General features: G+C 62.2%; 20 protein-coding genes and 1 tRNA gene. 12 read left to right on the top strand and 9 right to left on the bottom strand.

The genetic code is table 11. The features are described from left to right. The first annotated feature begins 146 nt into the window (after positions 1-146). Positions 147-231, top strand: a tRNA-Leu gene (locus FJ951_RS05415). A gap of 89 nt (positions 232-320) precedes the next feature. Further along, positions 321-1,781 carry a tyrosine-type recombinase/integrase gene (locus FJ951_RS05410; RefSeq protein ID WP_140513857.1) on the top strand — a complete coding sequence of 487 codons (1,461 nt, stop codon included), beginning with the start codon at positions 321-323 and terminating at the stop codon, positions 1,779-1,781. Between the two features lie 399 nt (positions 1,782-2,180). Here FJ951_RS05410 and FJ951_RS05405 read toward each other — a convergent pair whose 3' ends face one another. Continuing rightward, positions 2,181-3,014, bottom strand: coding sequence for a hypothetical protein (locus FJ951_RS05405; RefSeq protein ID WP_140513856.1), 834 nt, complete (start codon positions 3,012-3,014; stop codon positions 2,181-2,183). Positions 3,015-3,346: 332 nt separating this feature from the next. Here FJ951_RS05405 and FJ951_RS05400 point away from each other — a divergent pair, with 332 nt between their 5' ends. The 7 genes from FJ951_RS05400 to FJ951_RS05375 all read left to right on the top strand — a co-directional run bounded on the left by FJ951_RS05400 (position 3,347) and on the right by FJ951_RS05375 (position 8,184). Beyond that, positions 3,347-3,907 (top strand): recombinase family protein, encoded by a 561-nt coding sequence (locus FJ951_RS05400; RefSeq protein ID WP_140513855.1) that lies wholly within the window; start codon positions 3,347-3,349, stop codon positions 3,905-3,907. A gap of 265 nt (positions 3,908-4,172) precedes the next feature. Beyond that, positions 4,173-4,961, top strand: coding sequence for a ParB N-terminal domain-containing protein (locus FJ951_RS05395; RefSeq protein WP_140513854.1), 789 nt, complete (start codon positions 4,173-4,175; stop codon positions 4,959-4,961). 89 nt (positions 4,962-5,050) lie between these two features. Continuing rightward, a complete protein-coding gene (locus FJ951_RS05390) occupies positions 5,051-5,830 on the top strand; it encodes a hypothetical protein (RefSeq protein ID WP_140513853.1) in 780 nt (259 codons plus the stop codon). Positions 5,831-6,315: 485 nt separating this feature from the next. Further along, entirely contained in the window at positions 6,316-6,756 is a 441-nt protein-coding gene (locus tag FJ951_RS05385) for a hypothetical protein (RefSeq protein WP_140513852.1), read from the top strand. An 89-nt stretch (positions 6,757-6,845) separates the two neighbouring features. After that, entirely contained in the window at positions 6,846-7,220 is a 375-nt protein-coding gene (locus FJ951_RS05380; RefSeq protein ID WP_140513851.1) for a hypothetical protein, read from the top strand. A 175-nt stretch (positions 7,221-7,395) separates the two neighbouring features. Continuing rightward, complete coding sequence (locus tag FJ951_RS28370) at positions 7,396-7,542, top strand: hypothetical protein (RefSeq protein ID WP_181170953.1); 147 nt, start codon at positions 7,396-7,398, stop codon at positions 7,540-7,542. Positions 7,543-7,920: 378 nt separating this feature from the next. Then, the gene (locus tag FJ951_RS05375) at positions 7,921-8,184 is read left to right on the top strand and encodes a hypothetical protein (protein ID WP_348642788.1); all 264 of its coding nucleotides are present in this window, start codon (positions 7,921-7,923) and stop codon (positions 8,182-8,184) included. Between the two features lie 185 nt (positions 8,185-8,369). On the opposite strand, the gene FJ951_RS05370 is transcribed toward FJ951_RS05375, so the two are convergent. After that, positions 8,370-8,573 carry a hypothetical protein gene (locus tag FJ951_RS05370; RefSeq protein WP_140500899.1) on the bottom strand — a complete coding sequence of 68 codons (204 nt, stop codon included), beginning with the start codon at positions 8,571-8,573 and terminating at the stop codon, positions 8,370-8,372. A gap of 335 nt (positions 8,574-8,908) precedes the next feature. Between FJ951_RS05370 and FJ951_RS05365 the strand changes: the two genes are divergently transcribed. Further along, on the top strand, positions 8,909-9,142 hold the full coding sequence (locus tag FJ951_RS05365; protein WP_140500900.1) for a polymerase: 234 nt from the start codon (positions 8,909-8,911) through the stop codon (positions 9,140-9,142). Between the two features lie 576 nt (positions 9,143-9,718). Here the strand turns inward: FJ951_RS05365 and FJ951_RS05360 are convergent. The 5 genes from FJ951_RS05360 to FJ951_RS05335 all read right to left on the bottom strand — a co-directional run bounded on the left by FJ951_RS05360 (position 9,719) and on the right by FJ951_RS05335 (position 14,028). Further along, positions 9,719-10,999: a GNAT family N-acetyltransferase gene (locus tag FJ951_RS05360; RefSeq protein WP_140513850.1), complete on the bottom strand. Its 1,281-nt coding sequence runs from the start codon at positions 10,997-10,999 to the stop codon at positions 9,719-9,721. After that, a complete protein-coding gene (locus tag FJ951_RS05355; RefSeq protein ID WP_140513849.1) occupies positions 10,999-12,399 on the bottom strand; it encodes a lipopolysaccharide biosynthesis protein in 1,401 nt (466 codons plus the stop codon). Before FJ951_RS05355 ends, FJ951_RS05360 begins: the two co-directional genes overlap by 1 nt. A 176-nt stretch (positions 12,400-12,575) precedes the next feature. Further along, a complete protein-coding gene (locus FJ951_RS05350; protein ID WP_210239610.1) occupies positions 12,576-12,782 on the bottom strand; it encodes a DUF1127 domain-containing protein in 207 nt (68 codons plus the stop codon). Between the two features lie 57 nt (positions 12,783-12,839). After that, the gene (locus tag FJ951_RS05345; protein ID WP_140500907.1) at positions 12,840-13,337 is read right to left on the bottom strand and encodes a hypothetical protein; all 498 of its coding nucleotides are present in this window, start codon (positions 13,335-13,337) and stop codon (positions 12,840-12,842) included. Between the two features lie 418 nt (positions 13,338-13,755). Beyond that, positions 13,756-14,028, bottom strand: coding sequence for a DUF4242 domain-containing protein (locus FJ951_RS05335; RefSeq protein WP_140500909.1), 273 nt, complete (start codon positions 14,026-14,028; stop codon positions 13,756-13,758). A 215-nt stretch (positions 14,029-14,243) separates the two neighbouring features. Between FJ951_RS05335 and FJ951_RS05330 the strand changes: the two genes are divergently transcribed. Continuing rightward, positions 14,244-16,829 carry an AAA family ATPase gene (locus FJ951_RS05330; RefSeq protein WP_140513941.1) on the top strand — a complete coding sequence of 862 codons (2,586 nt, stop codon included), beginning with the start codon at positions 14,244-14,246 and terminating at the stop codon, positions 16,827-16,829. 58 nt (positions 16,830-16,887) lie between these two features. Here FJ951_RS05330 and secA read toward each other — a convergent pair whose 3' ends face one another. Beyond that, positions 16,888-19,620 carry a preprotein translocase subunit SecA gene (secA, locus tag FJ951_RS05325; RefSeq protein WP_140500910.1) on the bottom strand — a complete coding sequence of 911 codons (2,733 nt, stop codon included), beginning with the start codon at positions 19,618-19,620 and terminating at the stop codon, positions 16,888-16,890. Between the two features lie 259 nt (positions 19,621-19,879). Between secA and FJ951_RS05320 the strand changes: the two genes are divergently transcribed. After that, positions 19,880-20,797, top strand: coding sequence for a peptidylprolyl isomerase (locus FJ951_RS05320; RefSeq protein ID WP_140500911.1), 918 nt, complete (start codon positions 19,880-19,882; stop codon positions 20,795-20,797). A 64-nt stretch (positions 20,798-20,861) separates the two neighbouring features. On the opposite strand, the gene FJ951_RS05315 is transcribed toward FJ951_RS05320, so the two are convergent. Beyond that, entirely contained in the window at positions 20,862-21,461 is a 600-nt protein-coding gene (locus FJ951_RS05315; protein ID WP_140513847.1) for a TetR/AcrR family transcriptional regulator, read from the bottom strand. Between the last annotated feature and the right edge of the window lie 149 nt (positions 21,462-21,610).

The following is a 21,610-nucleotide window of genomic DNA, read 5'->3' as shown; positions in this document are numbered from 1 at the left end:
AAGATTTTCCGCGCCGCACAATGGCAGTGCCCGCAGGAAACCGAAAGGGGCGGTTTGGTCGCGGCTCCGCAGGCTATCGGCAACAGGCCAGTTGACGAACAGGCCTCCAACCGTATAGTCCGCGCCATCCAGGCTGCCCGGCCTGAGCCCCTATGGCGGAATTGGTAGACGCGCTCGACTCAAAATCGAGTTCCGCAAGGAGTGCTGGTTCGATCCCGGCTAGGGGCACCACTGGACCTTTCCGGGCCAGGAAATTCAACAGCATCAAGGGCTTAGAAGTCCCCTGAGGTACAACATTTGGTACCGAAAGAGGGACGGTTATGGTCAACGTGACGATGAAGTATCTGCAGGAGCGACAGGGCAAGAAGCGCGGGACGCTCTCATACCGATACCGCCGCCCGGTGCCTGGGGCGCTAAAGGAGCATCTCGGCAAGGGCGAGTTGGTCGTGCCGCTGGGGAAGACGCTTGTCGCCGCCACGAAGGCTTACGGAAAGGTCGACAAGGAAGTTGAGAAGGCGCTGGCCGAAGCGTGGGACGTTGTGAACGGCAAAGCCAAGACCCCGAAGGTCCAGCCGGTGCAGACGGCGCGAGAGCTATTCAACGAAGCGATTGATCGGGCACGGGACCTCGGGGTCAACCCGTATCGTCATGAAAACGACGACAGCGAGGAGGGCGACGACGAGGCGCGGCACCTGATTGCTGACGGCATCGCTGAGAAGTATCGCCCCGGTTACCGGGCAGCGGGCGGAGCCTATGCGACCGGCGTTGATGAGCCAGACGAGCCGGTAGGGGTGACGAAGGCTGACGCGGCATTGCTGCGGGTGCTGATGACGACAGACCCCAAGGCCCCTCCAGTGACCATCATGGACGCCAAGAAGCGTTACCTACAGAACCGCTTTGCGCTGAGGCAGCCGCGCGAACTAGAGCGGAAGAAGGACGAGCAGCGCGCCGAAAGGGCGGCGGACGCCATCGTTGAGGCGCTGGGCCGGGTTGCCACGGTGACAAGCATCACGCGGGAAGAGGCCCGGAAGGTGCAAACCTATCTCAGAGGCAAGGTCTCAGCCGCGACCGTGGATCGCTATCTCAACGACATTCGTTCGATCATCAACCACGCCATTGCCGAGTTTCCCGACCTCCACGGGCTCAAGAACCATTTCACGGGGCTGCCTATCCTTGCGGGCGGACGCTGGGGCGGACCCACGGCAGAGGAGGAGGGGAGGCCACTGACGGTCGAGGAAGCGACGGCAATCCGTGACAGGATTGAGCGACTATCCAGACAACCCGACCTTATCCTCATCTGGCGCATGTTGGAGGGCACCGGGTGTCGCCTTGCAGAGGTGACCGGATTGCGGGTTGTTGACGTCGTGGCGGATGGCGACATGCCTTACCTCGACATCAAGCCTCATGATCGGCGTGGGCTCAAGACCGTGGCGTCAATTCGCAGGGTGCCGCTTATGGGTGACGCGCTCGACGCGACTAAAGCGGCGCTCAAGCTGGCCGGCGAGAACGACATGCTGTTCCCGCGCTACGGCGTTGAGGGTGGCAACACGGCAGCTTCGGCGGCGCTCATGAAGCACGTTCGAGCGATCACAGACGACAAGCTGGCAAGAGTTCATTCGCTTCGACACAACATGGCCGACAAGCTCAAGTTGGCCGGGGTCGAGGAGGCCGACCGGAACCTTGTTCTCGGTCACACCCTGGGTGGTGAAGGGAAGCGTTATGGGGGACCTGAGGCGCGGCTTGTAGCGGCGACGAGGGCAGTGCGGAAGGCGTTGGCATAACTTAATGCGGCACTTGACGCAGATCGCAACAAACACCATGTCTGCCGGGCTCTCACTACGAGGGGGCAGAAAGGAAGGTTTCCGTTGGAAGCTTTTTTGACGCCCCCATTCTCAAGGCAGGTTGTTGCACCTTCTTGAGGCGTCTCTAGGCGGGGGCCGGGTTAAGGTCGAAATGTGCCGGAAGCTGTGCAAGGCTGACGGTCTGCGAATGTTTGCCGGGAACCTCCTATCAAACGGGGGTCAACCTTGGGGTCACGATACCCGCAGATAAGACCGATGATGGGACGTGGAGACGCCTTGGCGGGCTAAGGAACTGGTTGGATGACCAGCTACCCTTGAGCTGGCCACCAGCGAGAGCGGACTGTCAAACCCACCTTCTGGCTCAATGGCGGAAGGCCATCATGGCGTCGCCACGATGTACCGAAGAAATCCCATGCCTTGCGTGGCAGACATGATGGCAAGGTCGATAGGAGCTTCGTGAATTTGGGCCAGCGCTGCGCCATGGCGGAAGGGGTGGGCGGAGTGAACCCAAGCCTTGAACATTTCCATGGCGCGATCAACCTTGTCTTGAGCTTCAGCATAGCTCGCATGCCTTGCCATCAAGATCGGCTTGAGGTGAGCATCGATTGACTGGGCGTTCAGCCTGTTGACGGTTGGTTGGTTGATCACCACCAAGAAGGCACTTTCGACGGCCTCAAAGACCCCCCTGATAAGAGCCTTGCCGCTTTGGTTAGCGGGGTCCAAATGGCCTAGAGCCTCGTCAAGGGCATGGCTTGCAGCGGCAAACCGTGGCTGCCCCAGCCCCGCGAGCGCGGCTTCGGAAGTTCGCGTAAATTCTTCATCCACTAAATAGTGAACTCCGAAAGCGTCATCTATCCGGTAGTGAAGACCCTCTTCCGAAATGATCTGACGCGCCCGAGCCAGGGCACGCTCTTGATTAATCTCTCCGAGATGCTTGCTCAACCTGAGGGCGATTGTTACTGCGCTAAGAAGGTCAGGAATTTCGGCCGTCGTCCAAAATTGACCATGCTGACTTTCGTAAGCGCCCATTGCGTAGTTGACGCCGAGCTTTCGCACGACATCGGCAGCGAACCGCTCTCGAAGGTCGTGATCTAGGAAATCATGGAAAAACATGAAGAAGCGGCGACGTGCCCTTGTGCTGTCTGGTAGCGGAACTGGTTCCCTGACATAGTTTCTGCGAAACAAAGCCCCTTCTACAGGAGGGAGTGCCATCACCAAGCTCCTCAACTATCTCCAGCAACCTTTAGTGTTTGCGAGTGCTGTTGCCGATAGCTGATCGACCTCGCCCACCGAAATGTTTGGAAGAAAAATCTGAGCGGGTGATCGGATAACAAGCACGCGGGCCGACCCCCCGTACCCCTCCGGTTTCCACGACGAGAGGCCCAAGTGGCTCTCCTGCGGTGCCGATGACGAAGGTCAATAGGGGCACCACTAGCAATGGAAGGCGTCCACAAACCTATACGTTCGTGAACATGCCGCTTGACATGTGCACTAATCGTCTACTAAGTATCGTTCACCAACTGCCTCAGAGGATAGTGAACACCATGATCATCGGCTACGCTCGCGTCTCGACCACTGGCCAAGACCTCGACACCCAGCTTGAGAAGCTGACGGCTGCCGGAGCCGAGAAGGTCTTTAGCGAGAAGCGGTCGGGATTGGACGAGACGCGACCCGAGCTTGAGAAGGCGCTGGAGTTCGTCCGCGAGGGTGACGTGTTCGTGGTGACCAAGGTGGACCGTCTGGCGAGATCGGCGGCGCACCTCCACCAGATCGTCAGGGACCTCGACAAGAAGGGGGTCGGCTTCAAGGTGCTCGATGACGCCTCGCTGGACACGACCACCCGGACGGGCAAGCTGGTGTTCGGCATCCTCGCCAGTATCGCGGAGTTTGAGACCGCGCTGCGCAAGGAGCGGCAGATGGAAGGCATTGCCAAGGCAAAGGCCCAAGCCGAGGCCAAGGGCGAGCCGTGGAAGACCGGCAGGCCGGTGACCCTCGACCATGACCTGATCAAGGCGCTGAAGGCTGAGGGACGCTCAGTGAGGCAGATTGCCAAGGAGGCTGGGTGTTCCCCTTCAGCGGTCCAGAAGGTTCTCACAGCAGTTTGACTATAGGGGCACCACTAGCTGTGGAAGGCGAGGATCGATGATCGCTGCAATAAGGCCCCCACTAGCTCTACCCAACGCTCTTCTCCCAGATCGACCATCCTGTTGATGGCCCGACAGGCACTCTCGTTGCTCCTTCCGGGGGCGCTTGAAGGTGTCGCCGGGGTGGTCGGTCTTGGTGAGGTGCGAATGTTCAGACGCGTGTCTGGCTATCCGTGCATTTCAAAGTGGACAGGTTAGTCCCGGGACGACAACAGAAGGAGCAAGAATGAACGCTGGAGATCACCTCCAGGAATTGATGAGCCAATTCACAGGGCCTGCCCAAGGTCCACCGGAGTTACGCCTTCAGGACATCGAAACGGTGCCCGAGTTGTTCCAGCCAAGGGGCGGGATTAGCGAACGGCACGTGTCGGACCTGATCAAGGCGATCAAGGCAGTAGGAGCCCTCGACCCTGTGACCGTCATGGTGGTCGGGAACAGGACTATTCTGATCGATGGGCATCACCGCATTGAGGCTTACGGGGCCGCCAAGTGGGCCGCTCCGGTGCCCGTCAGGTATTTCGAAGGGTCACCTGAAGAGGCCGTTCTGGTAGCCGGGGAGGCCAACTCCAAGGCCAAGCTGCCGATGGATAACACCGACCGGCAGAACTTCGCTTGGCGGCTGGTACTGATCGACAGGCACAGCAAGGCCGAGGTTGCCAAGGCGTCGGGCATCTCGGAAGGCCAGGTGTCCATCATGAGGCGCGCTAAGCGGACCTTAGGCGAACAGGCGGGAGATTTCTCGTCGTGGTTCCGGGCTCGCCTTGCGGCCAACGGGAAGGACCTTGGGCACAACGGAGAAGATGAGCGGGAGCAGTGGATGCAACAGGTTGCCGAGCGATACGCCGATGAGTTGACCAAGAAGTTCTCGACCAAGCTGGCACTCAATCCCGAGATCGCCGCCATGGCACTGGCGAGCTACTTCGGGCGGAAACTGCCGGAAGTTTATGGGTTCCTTAGAGAGCATCTGGGCGAGGATGATAGAAGGGCTATCGAGGTCGACAATGACGAGTTCTGAGGGCCCCTGTGTAATCACTACGGGGTGAAATTTATACAGGGCGCTCCTCATCGGGGCGCTCTTTCCACATCGAGGCAGGAAAGGAGACGATGACACCAGATGAGAAAGCGTTGGTCACGCTGCGGTTGCCCAGATGGGACCCGAACGACCACATAGACCGATACGTCACCCATGAGGCCGTCACGGCGTTCATGGCGCAATACCTCGACCAGCACCCAGACGGGGCCTCGACCATCGAGCATGACCCCGTGCGAGGCTGGCAGGGGATGGTCAGCGAGACCGGTAGTTGCGTCTATCGCCCCACGGCGTTCCAAATCATGCAGGCGCATTGTGACCCGAAGGCGCTGACCGACCGAGAAGTGCTGTTCTTGGTCATGACCTCGACCACGTCCGAGAGCTTCACCGAGGCCGATTGGAGCGCGATGGTTGAAGGCAAGGTGCAGGAGGTCAAGGTCCGCCAGGACGCCGACAGGCGGGGCAAGCGGCGCAAACTTGACCATGACGACAGGGCCGAACGAGGGGGCCGGGAACGCCTGACGCTCGACCACTTACCGGGCCAGCGGGTGATACCCGACGCGGCCCTTTCACAGCGCGCCAAGATGCGCAGAACGAAGTCACTGAAAGCAGCACAGGAGCGAAGGAAATCGAGACGAATGATAGCGCAAGGCATCGTGGTCCAGCCGAGCAAGGATGAGTGGCGGACGATGAGCCCGACCGACGTCAAGCAATACCACCAGACGATTGACCGGCTGGTTGCCATGGGCACCCTCGACCCGTTCGCGGTGGACGAGATCGAGAACCCCGAGGGATCGCCGATTGCGTATCTCTACCGCATGGGTCGGATGACCGCCAAGGGTGACCGGGCATGACCCCGGATCAGATCAAGCGCCGGGACTGGGTTGCCACGTATCCGACGAGGGAGGCAGCCCTTGCCTTGGTCGAGTGGATCAAAGCCGACGACTGGGGGAGCGTCTCACAGCTTGACCGGCGATTGCCGGGAATTGGCATCGAATGGACCCAGAGCTTCAACACGGCAGCCGAGCGGTGCTTCGAGGTTTATGGCTATCCGGCTTTGGACGCGGTGACAGTCGCGAGGCGTATTGCCGAGGTCACGACGCGGCCCACAGTGCCACGCAGAGAGGCCACCGGAGGCAGCGGCGAGCTTCCGGGGTCGCCAACTACAGCCGCACCTAGCGCGCGTCCTTGGGGGCTCTGTGACGACACCTACGGGTTCACCCGCAGAGCCTGACACCAACACCTCCATGCAAAATGTGAGGGCCACCAAGCCCTACCCGCACCCAGAGCAATGACGCACCGGGGCGGACAAGCACGACGAATTGAAGGAACGAACAACATGTATGACGACAACCCGAACAAATACCAGACCGATAACACGACCGTGGCGCAGGCCATGTTCCGGGCTCAAGAAGCACAGGCAGAAGCGGACAAGGCGAAGCAGCACGCTACGGCTGCCGAGGCCTCAGAGCGGGCCAAGAAGGAAGAGATTGACCGCGCTGTCGAACTCTCGATGTCCAAGTTCAACCAGCAGATCGCTGCGCAGCGCCTTGGCGTGCAGACCAACGCGGCGGTCCGCAGTCAGGACGTCGGGGCCTTGGTGACGAAGGAGGCCATCGAAAGCACGAAGGTACGCATACCGTCGCTTTCCAACTATGAGGTGAGCTACAGCCAAGCCAAGGACATGGCGGAGCTTGGGCAGATCAGCAAAGCCGAGTTCAACGCAGCGGTGGCTGAGGGCTTGGCTCAGCGGGGGTTCAGCGCACCTCCGTCTTTCTGAGCGCCGTAGCGGACAAGACAGCCGGGGCGGATAACGCCGCTCCGGTTCCGACTGCGGACAGCGACACCGACGAGGCTGACAAGGACGAGGTGTTAGACCTCGACACCGCCGACCCTGCCGAGATCGAGGCGATTGCGGATAGGGCGATCACGGCGTTCAACGAGACAGTGGATCGTGACACGGCTGAACTGATAGTGGCCAAGTTCACCCTTGATGGGACACTCGACGCCAACGTCGTAGGGGTTGATCAGCAGACCCTCGACGCGACCGTGAAGGCATTCGAGAACCGCATGACGAGCGAATGCTTGGCCCCTGTCGGGCTCACCCTCAACGACTACCTCGATTGCTGTGACGAGGCCGACCTTCCGGCGATCCGCTCGCTGGTCGTTAAGGGTGATTGGAAGGCCATCGCAGAACATGCCCAGCGGATCAGAGCTGCGCTCAACAACGAAGGAGACGAATAACGACCTTTCTGCCCCCGATGCATCGCCCCAAGAGGTGTGTCGGGGGCGGGCTTTCGCGGTCCGAAATCGCTCCACTGGTGGGATGAAAATAACTGATTTGATCTGACAGACCGGGTCACGCTAACCCTGCCGCCGCCACGGCATGGGCCGGGGAAAGCGAGAGGGAACGGACCGAATGCACATCAATACCAAACGCCTTGAATTGGAACTGAGCCGCTACAGCCTGTTTGTGGGGATCATGATGCGGAAAGGCCGTTGGGAAACATTCCGCGACTGGTCGGGACAAGGTTTGTCGTCCACGTCTTGGACCGCGAAGGCTTGACGAGAGGTACGACGACAGCTACCCATTGAGGTACGACGCAACTTAGCAACCCCTCGGGGCGACTTCCCCTAAGTTGTTGAATTTTTGACTAAAGTCCGCGCCAAAATGCCCGGTTCGATTTAGTCAAACAGCCCCGGCTAGGGGCACCATTTCAGTCGCCGCTTCGATGCGTCTGCCGCTAATTTCCCGATCGGCGTTTCGGCACTGCGGATATGGTGCTCGAGTTTGTCGTGCGCCGCTTAAAGCCGATATCGCAAGAGCGACATCCGGGAGCGGCTCGGCAGGGTGCAGGACGGCCTGTCCAATGCGGTAGCCGCTTTCACGCTTCAGGACCTATGTTGGCCGCCTGACCGTTCCTCGGTGTGGATATATCAGGCCTTGAGATTGCCCCTTGCATCAGTTGTTGCTTATTTATCTGAAAGGGAGGAACTCATGCCGATTCGTCAGAAAGCTCAGGAGGCTGGCGTCTTCGATTCCTCCGAAGTGGCCCTGCTTGGCCGCGTGTTCGACAGGCTGAAGCTCGACGCCCGATCGGCCCAGCAACGCGAAGCGATTTCATCCCGCATAATCGCGAATTACATGGCCGGGATCAGGGACGAAGACGAATTGGTTTCGGCATCCAGACAGCCGCTGGGACGCTAGCGCAATTCTGGTGCAAGTCGGGTCAAAACGGTTTCATCGACGAGCTTCGGAATCCACGTGAAAACAAACGGTTAGGGTGAGCCGGCGGTTCCATCAACGCCGAACCGCGCCAATGGGTCGGCGTAGACACCGGCCATAGTCGCAAGAAACGCCACTCGTGCCGTCCCATCCGACGACATCCGGGTTCAACAAGGAAATCCCGCGAAGCTGAATTCGGCGACCGTGCCGTCCTCCGATCTGGTGACCCGAACGAACAGCGCACCTGGAATGCGGGGTTGCATCGGATGACCGGTTGCCCGTCTGGCAGCCCCTGCGGGACTTGAAGCCGCCACCTCGTGCGTGCCGATAATTCTCTCGCCCAGGATTTCCTCCACCTTGTAGCTGGTCATTTTCCCCGTTGGGCGACGATCTTGACTATCGACAGAAGGAGCCCGGCCTGCTTTTGGCGGTAGGTTCGGCACTTGGCGAGCAGGCCGGGCTGTGCTCCCGGCTGTCAGGTACCTTGGTGGAGGGCTTAGCCGGTGCGAAAGGCAGACTGTCTCCTTCTCCTCGGACCCGCAATTGGGACTGAAGTCCGAAGCATCGACGCATTGGTCCTAAACCCTGAACATAAGCCGCCGTTCCTCATTGGCGTGGAAGCCGTCGAGTAAAGTCCCTTCATCGACGGTCCCTGGACGCCCGCCGTTGCTGCGAGCGGCGGGTGTCCGACTTCGGGGAGAAAGACATGCAGCTTGGCGAGATCATCGCGAACACCTTCGCCGTCCTGCTGCTGATTTGTTTTCTCGCGATCGTGTTCTTCCTGTTTGGAAAGCCGCTGTGGCCGGACCACTATGCTCGCATGTCGATTATTCTCCCGGTCGACGCGATGACCACGGCTTCGGTGAGACGGACCGGCGCGCATCCTCACCTGCCGGACACTTTCGACATGGCGCTCGCTCGCCCAAGACCGTCCCCGTAGGGCTCCGTGGCGGGCTTCTACGCGTCCAGGATTCTGGCGCCGGCAGCTTTCCCATGGCGGCTCACCCGCTGGTTCCGGCAGGTGGATTTCTCGCGTTCGGCGCCTGTTCCTCGCAATCCGCGCGCCACCGCCGAAAGCGCCGTGGAAGAAAGAGGACGAGTGGCTCAAGTTAGATCTGGTCGGCCGTTTCAAGTTCCTGAAGAGCAATGAAGATTAGCCTCATGCTCGCTGCCGGATTTCGTGAAGGCGGACCAAAGTCCCATGGTTTGGTCCCAAAGGTCTTATGTTACCACTTAAGTTCCGTGAATGTCCTTTATATGTTCGAATGAATTAGCTAACTCTGATGTCCGCCACGAGGAAAAGCGCTCAAGAAAAACGGATGCGCCGCCGGCAAGCGACATGAATTATACCCAAAATCGTATCACCTTTGTCGCGCTTTGTTGAAAGATTGTGACTGTTGCTCAAGCAGGTGCTGGCGAATAAACGCTATCAATACAGTGACTGTTTATCCCATGAAGCAACCAAATGCTTAGGCTTGAAGCAAGCATCCACGCGCTCCAGAAGATGCGAGCGCGTCTATCGTCTCTTGAGCAGGCTCTTCATCCGGTTGCGCAGCAGGCGGGCCATGTTGCGGGTCTCCCGGTAGAGATGCAGTTGCGAGGCCGCCTGGCGGGCGAGACGGTCGGCGTCCGGCGTCAGGCCGATCACCAGCGTGCCCATCGGCTTGCGCTCGGTCCACAGCCTGCTCATCACCGGATGGTCGGGCACGGCACAGGAATCGGTCATCATGATGTTGGGGTCGTCGAGATGCTGGCTGGTCACCTCGATCATCAGCAGCGTGCCTGGCGAATAGCCGGCCAGAGTTTCGTCGTAGGCCGTCTTCCAGGTGTAGGCAACGCCGGCTTCGACGAAGACGATCAAGCACGCAATGGTGCGGCCGTCGAGCGTCAGCGAATGGATGCGGCACAGGTCCTGCTCGGCCAGCCTGTGCACGGCCTCGCGGGCGAAGGCGGCGCGGTAGCGGTCGATCGCCATGGCCGTGCGCTCGCGGCCCTTCCAGCCGGCCGCCTCCAGCGTCAGGAAGCTCTCGATGGCGTGACGGATCTCGTCGGGGCCGCGCGCCACGACATGTTCAAGCTTGCCGAGGTCGCCCAGCCGCCGCTTGAGGCGGCGGAACTCGCGGTAATGGTGCGCGCGCAGCGAAGCCTTCAGATAGTCCTCGGCGTCGCGTTCGCTCTCGAGCAGCGGACGCTGGGCGTGACCGGTGGTGACCAATATCAGGCCACGCGTTTCGGCCACAGTGGCAACCAGGCTCGCCACCGCGCCGTCGAGCCTGATGTCGGGCAGGACGAACACTTTCGGCAGCTTCAGATGCGGGCGCGACAGCATGGAGAAGAAATCCTCGAGGACACCGACCGGATCGTCGCGGTCGACCAGCGGGGTGCCGAGCGGGCCGAACGGGCTCGACCATGTGCGCATGACCGGAACCCCGAGCGGCACCACCGGCCGCTCCACCGAGAACGGCACCAGAAGGCGTAGCCGGTTGCGGTATTCATCGCCGTCACGGATGACGGCCAGACGCACCTCGCGGTCTTCCAGCCGGGGCATTGCGGGCGCGAGGAAACGCGGGTTGAAGAAGACGTTGGGCTCGATGGTGCGGGCGCACAGATAATCCAGCTCCTCGACGAGGTCGAACCCGGCCGACGCCGTATAGATGGCCAGTTTCCGCTCGGGCCGGTTGTTGGCGAGGATCTCGATATGGGCCGGGTCGGTGTCGCGCCCCAGTCCGGCAAGGCCGGACACCATGGCGCCGGCGGGGCCGCCGCTGGTTTCCTCGAGCAAGGGGATGGCTGCCATCACGCGGCTCCTTTGGCTGGCACGAAGATCGCCATGACGATGCCGAGCTTGCGCCAGACCGTGAAGGACAGCGCGCCGGCCTCGAAGATCATGGCGAAGGCGGTGGCCATTGCGGCGCCCCACAGGCCGAAGAGCGGGATCAGCACCACGTTCAGGCCAATGTTGAAGGCCAGCGTCATGGCATAGACGGCGGCGCAGACATTCTGGTTGCCGCTCATGGTGAGCAGGCTTTCGCACGGGCCCACGGCGGCGCGCGCCACGACGCCGAAGACGAGCAGGAACAGAAGCGGATAACCCGATGTGAATTCGGGACCGAACAGCATCAGCATCGGTTTGCCAAGCGCCAGCACCAGCAGCGCCATGGCGAGCGATGGCCAGAAGGTCCACGACACCGTCTCGCGGGCGAAGGCGGCGAGCTTTTCCGGCTCGCCATGGGTGAACTGGGCATAGCGCTGAGCGACGCCTGCCTTGACGGCGAAGTAGACGAAATGCACCAGCGCCAGTGTCTTGACCGTGGCGAAATAGACGGCGACGTCGTTGGGGTCCATATAGGCGCCGACCATCAGCACGTCGGCATTGGTGAGCAGGAAAAAGAAGCTTTCGACCAAGAAGATCGGCAGCGAGACAATGAACCATTGTGCGAAATGCACCTTCATCGGCCCGGCCGGAATCTGCTTTTCCATGCGCCGGGTGACGCCGATAAGCTGGGCGAGCGTGGTGACGTAAGTGGCGGCGATCGAGGCGAAGATCGCGGTCTTCGCGTCGGGCGCGTAGCCGGCGAAAAGCATCAGCGCCATGAACAGCAGGATCAGCACGGGCCGTATCAGATAAGTCGGCGCCAGGGCGAACAGCGCCCAGCTGTTCGCCCTGGCTTGGCCCTGCAGCAGATCCGACAGCGCTATCATCGGCAGGCAGATGACGCCGAGGATGAACGGCAGGACATAGTAGTTTTCAGTCCATGACGAAGCGAGCCACACGCCGAGTGCGCCGAGCCCGGCGATGACCGTCGAAGCGATCAGGACGAACAGGCGGCTGGCCACGACGATACCGCGCAACTCGTCGATGAGGCCACGCTCGCGGTATTCGGGAATGAAGCGGATAACCGAGGTGTGGAAGCCGAGGCAGGCGAGATTGCCGACGATGACCATGGTCACCCAGACAAGGACGAAGATGCCGTATTCGAACGAGCCCATCCAGCGTGCCATCAACACCTGGCTGACGAAGGCGATGACGGCGCTGACGATGCGGATGGAAAAGGCAATGACCGACATGCGGCCGGCCTCGCCGCGCTCGTCGGCGGTGAACAGCACGGCGTCGACGCGGCCAAGCAACGGCTCCACGCGCAGCGCCAAACGCTGCGGCAAGAACCGCCCGGCTGTCGTGGCCGCGGAAAAGCGCACCCCGATTGTTCTCCGTTTTCCGCTTCTTTCCAGGCTTTGGTGTAGCGGAGACACCTTAAGAAAGGGTGGGTGGAAGAGGCATACACAATGGCAGAGAGGCCAGCGAGGACGACCGGTGTGGGTTCCATGCCGCAAGCAGGAGACAGGCGCTCTGTCGTTCCAACTCCCAGCCAAGCCTAAGAGCGGCGCGCTTCGCCGTGAGTTGCGACATAGTCGATCTCGGAACGGCTGATGCCGATGTCTTTCAGCATGAAATCGGGCATCGCCTCCAGGTGACGCCGCTCATGTCGGAGGCGCTGTCCGCGCGCCAGCCAAGCGAGGATGGCCATCGGCCGCCATGGTGGGGCGCGCAGCCTTGCCAGGAAGATAGCTATCTCGGGCATGGTTTCTCCTCGCGACGCGTAAAAGGCCTGCCGGCACTGTTCCGGCAGGCGGTGCCGTCAGTCGGCCTTTTTCATGGCGTCGCATGAGACATTCGGGTTCATGTCGGCGAAGGCGCCGGTCGGGTTCTGCTTCCAGGCCCAGACATGAAGTTCGTAGAAGGGGCCGAGGCCATAGCGGTTGGGGGCGCTGTCGAAGTTGAACAGCTGGCCTTCGAGCGACGCGGGACCCTTCGCGGTGATATATTCGACGGCCACCAGCTTCAGCTTGCCATCGGCCATCGGCTCGTACATCACGGCCTCCGGCTTGGCGAGGTCGACGGCATCATCCTTGAGATAGGCGCCGTTGACGTAGTGAATGCCCATCGCGCCGCCGGTGATGCCGCTGGCGCAGGGAATCGGCGCATAGCCCTCGGCGGTGGCCGCCGCGACATTCACGAAGCGGCCGTTGGCCGCCCGCACCTCGGCGGCCAGCCGATTGCCACTCTCCGCAGATGCGGCAGTGGCGGTGATCGCCATGATGGACAGCGCGGCAAGGCGCCAGAAATTGACGTTCATTTTATTCTCCATTGGTTGTTGGTGACGCGCAGGCGGCAGGACCGGCCTGTAAGGCCCTGCTGCCATGCCTGCGCGTTGGATCGTCAGTTGCGGGACGGGTCCGATCCGTTCCTCTCTAGCCGGGCGGCGGTCTCATTGATGCCACCACCAATATTCCCAGTAGTCCCGCCGCATCTCGTGCTCCGGCAGGCCGACGTCCCGCCTTAAATAATCGTCTTGCGGTGGCAGGCGCCTGCGCCGGCTTCGCAATGGCGCGAGCAGCGCGGAGACAATCCGCGATGCGAGACCACGCCGGGAGGGTGCATGGTCGAACGCCACGACGGCGGCTGCCGTTTCGGGAGGAAACAGCACGGTAAGCCGACACCCATCGCTGCCCAGGACGATCTCACGCTCATTGTTCCATCCTTGGTCCATAGGGTCAGCGATAAAAGTAAGGGTCCAGGACCCTCACCTCCGTGATCTTGTCCACCGGTAGCGAATTCTTCTGCGCCGTGCTGCGGATCGCTTCCGGCGAGGGGGCGTCGTAGATGCAGAAACTCTTGTTCCTGTCGGGCGACACGAAGGAGTGCAGCCAGGTGACCCCCTTCTCGGCGTTGCGCATGATGATGCCGCCGAGCGCCGTCGCGCCGACGTCGTTCGTCGGCACGTTGAGCCCGTCGGGGAATGTCCGTTCGATCAGATAGCGAGGCATGGAGTGGCTTCCTTTTGTGACTGATTCACGCTCGAAATGAGCGCGGTTGGAGAAAAATCACGATCGTCGAAAGCGCACATCGGAGCCTTTCCCCATATTGCGCGGGACGATTCCCTATGTTTTCGACGTTTGGTCTGGGAGCCACACTGCGGATACCGAAGCGGGGGTATTTTGGAGAAGGGTCGAGGGACGACGATACTTATGGGCCAGTGACGATGCTTCTGGAACGGCAGGCACAACTCGATCAGTTGGAGGAACTGCTCGCGGAGGCCGCGCGCGGTCGCGGCCGCGTGGCGGCATTGCTGGGCGAGGCCGGCGCCGGCAAGACGGCACTCGTCGAGGCGTTCGTAACCCGTGCCGGGCAGCACGTTTCCATATTCCGCAGCGCTTGCGAAGACCTGTCGATTCCCGATCCGCTGGGACCGCTCTATGATCTGGCCCGGGACGCGCAGTGGGCACTGCCCCGGGCAATCGACGATCGCCAAGGTCAGCGGCTGCCCCTGTTTTCAGACGCTCTCGAGGTTTTCGAGGCGAGGTCTCGGCCGGGTTTGCTGGTCATCGAGGATATGCACTGGGCCGACGACGCGACCCTGGATTTCGTCCGTTTCCTGGGCCGGCGCATCACCAACACGCATATGCTGGTGCTGTTCACGGCACGCACCGACCGCAGCGAAGGGCAGATGCGTGCGCGCCGGGTGCTCGGCGAAATTCCAGCCGGCAACGTCCAGCGCATCGAAGTGCCACTGCTCAGCGAGGCGGCGGTGTTGTCGCTTGCCGAAGCAGCCAACCGCGACGGCAGCGCAATATATCGCGCCACCGCGGGCAACGCCTTCTTCGTCACCGAATTGCTAGCTGCCGAAAGCGAGATGATCCCGCCGGCCAGCGTCCGCGACGCCGTGCTGGCGCGTGCCGAGCGCCTGTCGCAGGGGGCGCGCTCAATGCTCGACGCGGTGTCTGTGTTTCCACGCCGCGCCGATGCCTGGGCGCTGCGCGGCCTCTGTGGCGTCGCCAGCGCCGGCCAGCTGGCGGAATGTGTCTCGAATGGCTTGCTCGACGATCTCGGCGATGGCTACGCCTTCCGGCACGAGATCGCCCGTCGCGCCATCGAGATGGCGCTGACCTCGAGCCGTCGGCGCGAATTCAACCAGCGCGCGCTTTCCGCACTGCAGGAAAACGCCGAGGTGACTACCGCAAGGCTTGTGCACCATGCGGTGGAGGCCCAGAATCTTGAGGCGGTGCGCGAGCTTGCCCCGCTCGCAGCGCGCGAGGCTTCCCGCGTCGGCGCGCATCGCGATGCCGCCGGCTACTACGAGGTCGCCTTGCGGCATGCCGACAGCCTGCCGATGAGCGACCGGGCGAGGCTTTACGAAGGATATGCCTTTGAATGCCATCTGATCGGCCGCATCGATGCGGCCATCGAGGCGCAGAGCCAGGCGCGCCGGCTACAGCAGGCGCTGGGCGACACGCTCAGGGAGGGCGACAGCCTCAGATGCCTGTCGCGCTTCGCCTATCTGGTGGGTGACCGCGAACAGGCGGACCTGTTCGGGGCCCAGGCAGTGGAACTGCTGGAACAGGCGCCTGCCAGTCCGGAGCTTGCCATGGCCTATTCCAATCTCTCGCAGCTGGCGATGCTGGCCGAGAAGCTCGATGAGACGCTGCTGCTTGGCGGCAAGGCAGTCGCTCTGGCCGAACGGTTGAACAAGCCGGAGATAATCTGCCACGCGCTCAACAATCTTGGCTCGGCCGAGCAGTGGCTTGACCTGGCCAAAGGCCGGCTGCACCTCGCCCGCAGCCTTGAAATCGCGCTCGTGCAGAATTTCCAGGAGCACGCGGCACGCGGCTTCACCAATTGCGCCTGCGCCGAAATGAACCAGCTCGATCTTGTGCGCGCGCAATCCTTTCTCGACCGCGGGATTGCCTATTGCGTTGAGAACGACCTCGCGACCTGGCGCGACTATATGCGGGGCGTGCAGGCGCAGCTGCTTTTGCGACGCGGCCTTTGGGACGATGCGGCGGCCATGGCTCTCGACGTCATCGACGATGCTGCAACGACAGCCCTGGTGCGTTACCCATCCCTGGTCGCGCTGGGGAAACTGCGCATAAGGCGAGGCGATCCGGCTGGGCCGGTGCTGGAGGAAATGAAGCGGTTCCTGGACAGGGGAATGGAGCTGCAGCGGCTGGTGCCTTACACGGCGTCGATGGCCGAACTGGCATGGCTTGGGCAAGGCGACGCCAGTGAGGCGCTTCGCCTGATCGAGCTGGCAGAAAGCCTGTCGCCGACGAGGGCGATGTTCGCCGAACTGGCCGTCTGGCGGCTGCTCTTGTCGCCTGAAAGCGACCCTGGCGATACGACCGGCATGGCGGAGCCCTATCGCCTGCTGCTCGCCGGCGATTGGCACGGTGCCGCGACGCTGTGGGCCCGGCTGGGTGCTCCGTTCGAGCAGGCGCTCGCCCTGCTGCGCGGCGACGAGCCGGCCCTGCGCCTGGCCCTGGATATATTCGAGGGGCTCGGTGCCCGGCCGGTCGCCCAGCACGTCCGCGCCGTCATGCGGCAGAATGGCGTCAATAACATTGCAAGGGGACCGCGGCAGAGCACGCGCGCCAATCAAGCTGGCCTGACGCTGCGCCAGATGCAGGTCCTGCAACTGATCGAACGCGGTTTTTCCAACAAGAGAATAGCCGAGCACCTGACCATCTCACCGAAGACCGTCGATCATCATGTCTCGGCGGTGCTGGGCAAGCTGGACGCCATTTCGCGTGGCGAGGCGACCGCCGCCGCGCGCGATTCCGGGCTGATCTGAGCACGTAGGAATCTCGCCCGGATCAGAAATCCGGGAATGTGAGCCCTGCAGGTTTTCCTTACGCGAAAGCGCCGTGGCAGTGCTTGTATTTCTTGCCGGAGCCGCAGGGGCACGCTTCGTTGCGGCCGACCTTGCCCCAGGTGGCGGGGTTGTTGGGGTCGCGGTCTTCGGGGGCGACGATGGCGTTGCTTTCCTGGCGCACCAGAAGGGCGGTTTCGCCGCCTTCGAAATCGTTCTCGCCGGTGGTACCGTCAATATGCGTGCCGAACATGTCGGGGGCTTCCGGCGGCGGGGCCTCGGCAGCCTGGCGGACCAGTTCGACGCGCATCAGCTGCGCGGTGACGGCCTGGCGCAGATTGCCCAGCATCGCCTGGAACAGCTCGAACGCCTCGCTCTTGTATTCCTGCAAAGGATCGCGCTGGGCGTAGCCGCGGAAGCCGACAACCGAACGCAGATGGTCGAGATTAACGATGTGCTCGCGCCACAGATGGTCGAGCGTCTGCAGCACCACGGAGCGCTCGACATAGGTCATCACCTCGGGCCCGAAGCGCTCGGCGCGCTCCTTGGCGGCGGCGTCGGCGGCTTGCGTGATGCGCTCGCGAATGTCGTCCTCGGCGATGCCTTCTTCCTTGACCCATTCCTCAATCGGCAGGTCGAGATTGAGGAACTCGGCGACCTCGGCCTTCAACCCGGCGACATCCCACTGCTCGGCATAGGCGTTCTCGGGAATGGCCTTGGCGACGATCTCGTCGATAACGCCTTCGCGCATCTCGGCAATGGTCTCCGACAGGCCTTCGCCGTCCATCAGCTCGATGCGCTGTTCGAACACGACTTTGCGCTGGTCGTTGGAAACGTCGTCATATTTCAGAAGATTCTTGCGGATGTCGAAGTTGCGCGCCTCGACCTTCTTCTGCGCCTTTTCCAGCGCCTTGTTGATCCAGGGATGGATGATGGCCTCGTCTTCCTTGAGGCCGAGCTTCTGCAACATGCCGTCCATGCGCTCGGAGCCGAAGATGCGCATCAGATCGTCCTGCAGCGACAGGAAGAATTTCGAGCGGCCGGGGTCGCCCTGGCGGCCGGAGCGGCCACGAAGCTGGTTGTCGATGCGGCGTGACTCGTGGCGTTCGGTGGCGAGCACGTAGAGGCCGCCGGCAGCCAGCGCCTTTTCCTTCAGGCGCTCGACGTCGGCATAGATTTCCTTTTCCCGCGCCTCGCGCTCGGGCCCTTCGGGCATGTCGCCCAGTTCCTCGGCGATGCGCATCTCGGCATTGCCGCCGAGCTTGATGTCGGTGCCGCGGCCGGCCATGTTGGTGGCGATGGTGATGGCGCCGGGCTTGCCCGCCTGGGCGACGATCGCCGCCTCGCGCTCGTGATGGCGGGCGTTCAGCACCTCGAAATCCTTAAAACCTTCCTTGCGCAGCCGCTCGGCCAGTTGCTCGGACTTCTCGATCGAGGTGGTGCCGACCAGCGTCGGCTGGCCCTTGGCGCTGGCTTCGCGGATCTCCTTGACGATCGCCTTGTATTTTTCCTCGACCGTCCGGTAGACCTCGTCGTCCTCGTCCTTGCGGATGACCGGCAGGTTGGTCGGGATCTCGGTGACTTCGAGGCCGTAGATGTTGCCGAATTCCTCGGCCTCGGTCAGCGCCGTGCCGGTCATGCCGGAAAGCTTCTTGTAGAGGCGGAAATAGTTCTGGAAGGTAACGGAGGCGAGCGTCTGGTTCTCCGGCTGGATCGCCACATGCTCCTTGGCTTCAAGCGCCTGGTGCAGGCCTTCCGAATAGCGGCGGCCGGGCATCATGCGGCCGGTGAACTCGTCGATAATGACGATCTCGCCGTTGCGCACGATATAGTCCTTGTCGCGCTGGAACAGGCGGTGCGCCTTCAGCGCATTGTTGACGTGATGGACGATGGCGACGTTCTCGACGTCATAGAGCGACTCGCCCTTGAGCAGGCCGGCGTCGCGCAGCAGGTTCTCGAGCTTCTCGGTGCCTTCCTCGGTGAAGATGGAGGTCTTCTGCTTCTCGTCGATCTCATAATCCTGCGGCTGCAGCTGGATGATGAAAGTGTCGATGGTGTTGTACATTTCCGAACGGTCCTCGAGCGGACCGGAAATGATCAGCGGCGTGCGCGCTTCATCGACCAGGATGGAATCGACTTCGTCGACGATCGCGTAGTTGTGACCACGCTGTACCATCTGGGCGCGCTCGTACTTCATGTTGTCGCGCAGATAGTCGAAGCCGAGTTCGTTGTTGGTGGCATAGGTGACGTCGGCGGCGTAGGCGACGCGGCGCTCCTCGTCGGACAGGCCATGGACGATGACGCCGACCGAGAGGCCGAGGAACTTGTAGACACGGCCCATCCATTCGGAGTCGCGGGTGGCGAGATAATCGTTGACGGTGACGACGTGGACGCCATTGCCGGCCAGTGCATTGAGATAAACGGGCAAGGTCGCGACCAGCGTCTTGCCCTCACCGGTGCGCATCTCGGCGATGCCGCCATTGTGCAGCACCATGCCGCCGATCAGCTGGACGTCGAAGGGGCGCATGCCGAGCACGCGGCGCGCCGCCTCGCGGGCGGTGGCGAAGGCCGGGATCAGCAGGTCCTCGAGGCTGGCGCCGTTGGCGATGTCTTGGCGGAACTTTTCCGTGCGGCCGGCGAGCTCTGCATCGGAGAGCGCCCGCATCTCGTTTTCCATGGCGTTGATCGCCTCGACACGGGGCCGGGTCGACTTGACCCTGCGGTCGTTGGAGGAGCCGAAAACCTTACGGGCGAGACCGCCGAGACTGACCATCCAATGGTCCTTTCGATAGAATTCTCAAACTGAGACGAGCGCCGGCCGGCCCCATCAAATCCACGTGAATGCGCCGCCTGTATACGGGCAACGCAAAAAGCGCCCGGAAAACGGTTCTGGACGCAAAGTCGTTGGACAGATAAGAGGGGGCTCAACTGATGTCAACGCCGCGCTGGCCCTGCCGGTCGCGCCAAATTCGGCCACAATCTGGCTGATCTGGAAGCCTCCCGTCCTTCACATCCTCATCGGAGTCATCTTAATGTCCTTGTTGTTCCGCCGTGCGTCGCTCGCTAGCCTCGGCCTGGCCGTCGGCCTGTCGGCTCTTTGCCTGTCGCCGCTGATGGCGCAGGAAACCGCACCAGCCCAGCCGGCACCACCAGCGGCACCGGCCGCACCGGTCGATCCGAATACAGTGGTTGCCACCGTCAACGGCCAACCCCTCACCGAAGCAGATCTCGTGCTTGCCGAAGGCGAGCTGTCGCAGCAGTTCGCGCAACTCCCGGCCGAGCAACGCCGCGCCGCGGCGCTTTCGGCCGCAATCGAGATCCGCGTCATGGCCGCCCAGGCCGTCTCGACCGGTCTCGACAAGGATCCCGATTTCCAGCGCCGCATGGCCTTCCTGCAGCAGCGCGCGCTGCATGGCGAGATGGTCGAGAAAGGCGTCGTCGACAAGGTCACCGACGCCGAGATCCGCGCCCGCTACGACCAGGAGATCGCCAACACGCCGCCGGTCAACGAGGTGCATGCCCGTCACATCCTCGTGAAGACGAAGGAAGAGGCCGAAGCGATCATCAAGCAACTCGACGGCGGCGCCGATTTCCAGAAGCTCGCCAACGAGCACACCTCGGATCCGAGCGGCAAGACCAGTGGCGGCGATCTCGGCTGGTTCGGACCTGGCCAGATGGTGCCGGAATTCGACAAGGCCGCTTTCGCGCTCGAGGTCGGCAAATACACCGAGCAGCCGGTGCAGTCGCAGTTCGGCTGGCATGTCATCAAGCTCGAGGACAAGCGCACCAAGCAGCCGCCGGCCTTCGACGACGTCAAGGACCAGGCCAAGCAGGCGGTCATCCGCGACAAGTATTTCGCGCTGGTCAAGTCGCTGCGCGCCGATGCCAAGGTCGAAATTCCCGACGCCAATTTGAAGAAGGCCGTCGATACGCTGGAAAGCGCCAAGTAAACCAGAACGGTTTTCGAAAAAGGGGCGCGGTGGCCAAAGGGCGCCGCGCCCTTTTTACGTCAGTTCAGCCGTCGGGCCCTTCTATGCCTCGCAGGAGGTAGCGGACCACCTTGCGTATCGTCGCCTCGTCTTCGTCGAGCCGGTTGGTCAGGAGCTGCCGCCACGCATAGGAAGCCACCAGGTCAGCCGCCACAGCCGGATCGACATCGGCCGCGACCTCGCCCCTTGCCTTGGCGCGCTCGATGATCTGGCCGGTGTGGGCCCGGCGCCCGCCTGTATAGCCGGCAAGGGCCGCGGCCGCCGTTTCGTCCGACTGCGCCTCGGCGATCAGCGACCTGAACACGCTGCCCGACGACGTCTCGCGCCAGTGCGCGAACAGGTTCTTGAGGAAGCCGACGAGATCCTCTTCCAGTCTTCCCGTATCGGGAACATCGACGCGTTTCTGGCGCTGGTAGACCTCCAGCAGCAGCGAGGCCTTGCTCGGCCACCAGCGATAGATGGTCGGCTTTCCGGCACGCGCCCGCCGCGCCACGGCCTCGATCGAGAAGCCGGCATAGCCGGCCTCGACCAACACCGCCTCGGCGGCATCGAGAATGGCTTCCGCGCTGTCGGGATTGCGCCGCGCACCGATGGATTTACGCGCCGTATCCGCCTCTTCGGCCATCCTGTCGCCCTCGCCGTCGGTTTAGGCCGGCAATATAAGTGATCCGGCGATGAAACGAAACGGCCCGTTCTTGGCGGCTGAGGCAGGAGACATTTTGCCTGCCATGTCCCCCCGCACGATGCGCAGGCCGCCATCGGTGCTGACCAACT

It is taken from the genome of Mesorhizobium sp. B2-2-3 (genome assembly GCF_006442405.1).
Lineage (GTDB): Bacteria > Pseudomonadota > Alphaproteobacteria > Rhizobiales > Rhizobiaceae > Mesorhizobium.
Note: the sequence above shows the minus strand (reverse complement) of the source record. Positions and strands in the feature narration are given on the sequence as shown.

Excerpts from the sequence above, each read along its gene's own strand:
- FJ951_RS05385 (WP_140513852.1), top strand. The coding sequence starts at position 6,316 with ATGTATGACGACAACCCGAACAAATACCAGACCGATAACACGACCGTG.
- FJ951_RS05410 (WP_140513857.1), top strand. The coding sequence starts at position 321 with ATGGTCAACGTGACGATGAAGTATCTGCAGGAGCGACAGGGCAAGAAG.
- FJ951_RS05405 (WP_140513856.1), bottom strand. The coding sequence starts at position 3,014 with ATGGCACTCCCTCCTGTAGAAGGGGCTTTGTTTCGCAGAAACTATGTC.
- FJ951_RS05320 (WP_140500911.1), top strand. The coding sequence starts at position 19,880 with ATGTCCTTGTTGTTCCGCCGTGCGTCGCTCGCTAGCCTCGGCCTGGCC.
- FJ951_RS05335 (WP_140500909.1), bottom strand. The coding sequence starts at position 14,028 with ATGCCTCGCTATCTGATCGAACGGACATTCCCCGACGGGCTCAACGTG.
- FJ951_RS05330 (WP_140513941.1), top strand. The coding sequence starts at position 14,244 with ATGCTTCTGGAACGGCAGGCACAACTCGATCAGTTGGAGGAACTGCTC.
- FJ951_RS05390 (WP_140513853.1), top strand. The coding sequence starts at position 5,051 with ATGACACCAGATGAGAAAGCGTTGGTCACGCTGCGGTTGCCCAGATGG.
- FJ951_RS05395 (WP_140513854.1), top strand. The coding sequence starts at position 4,173 with ATGAACGCTGGAGATCACCTCCAGGAATTGATGAGCCAATTCACAGGG.
- FJ951_RS05370 (WP_140500899.1), bottom strand. The coding sequence starts at position 8,573 with ATGACCAGCTACAAGGTGGAGGAAATCCTGGGCGAGAGAATTATCGGC.
- FJ951_RS28370 (WP_181170953.1), top strand. The coding sequence starts at position 7,396 with ATGCACATCAATACCAAACGCCTTGAATTGGAACTGAGCCGCTACAGC.
- FJ951_RS05350 (WP_210239610.1), bottom strand. The coding sequence starts at position 12,782 with ATGCCCGAGATAGCTATCTTCCTGGCAAGGCTGCGCGCCCCACCATGG.
- secA (WP_140500910.1), bottom strand. The coding sequence starts at position 19,620 with ATGGTCAGTCTCGGCGGTCTCGCCCGTAAGGTTTTCGGCTCCTCCAAC.
- FJ951_RS05365 (WP_140500900.1), top strand. The coding sequence starts at position 8,909 with ATGCAGCTTGGCGAGATCATCGCGAACACCTTCGCCGTCCTGCTGCTG.
- FJ951_RS05345 (WP_140500907.1), bottom strand. The coding sequence starts at position 13,337 with ATGAACGTCAATTTCTGGCGCCTTGCCGCGCTGTCCATCATGGCGATC.
- FJ951_RS05315 (WP_140513847.1), bottom strand. The coding sequence starts at position 21,461 with ATGGCCGAAGAGGCGGATACGGCGCGTAAATCCATCGGTGCGCGGCGC.
- FJ951_RS05400 (WP_140513855.1), top strand. The coding sequence starts at position 3,347 with ATGATCATCGGCTACGCTCGCGTCTCGACCACTGGCCAAGACCTCGAC.
- FJ951_RS05360 (WP_140513850.1), bottom strand. The coding sequence starts at position 10,999 with ATGGCAGCCATCCCCTTGCTCGAGGAAACCAGCGGCGGCCCCGCCGGC.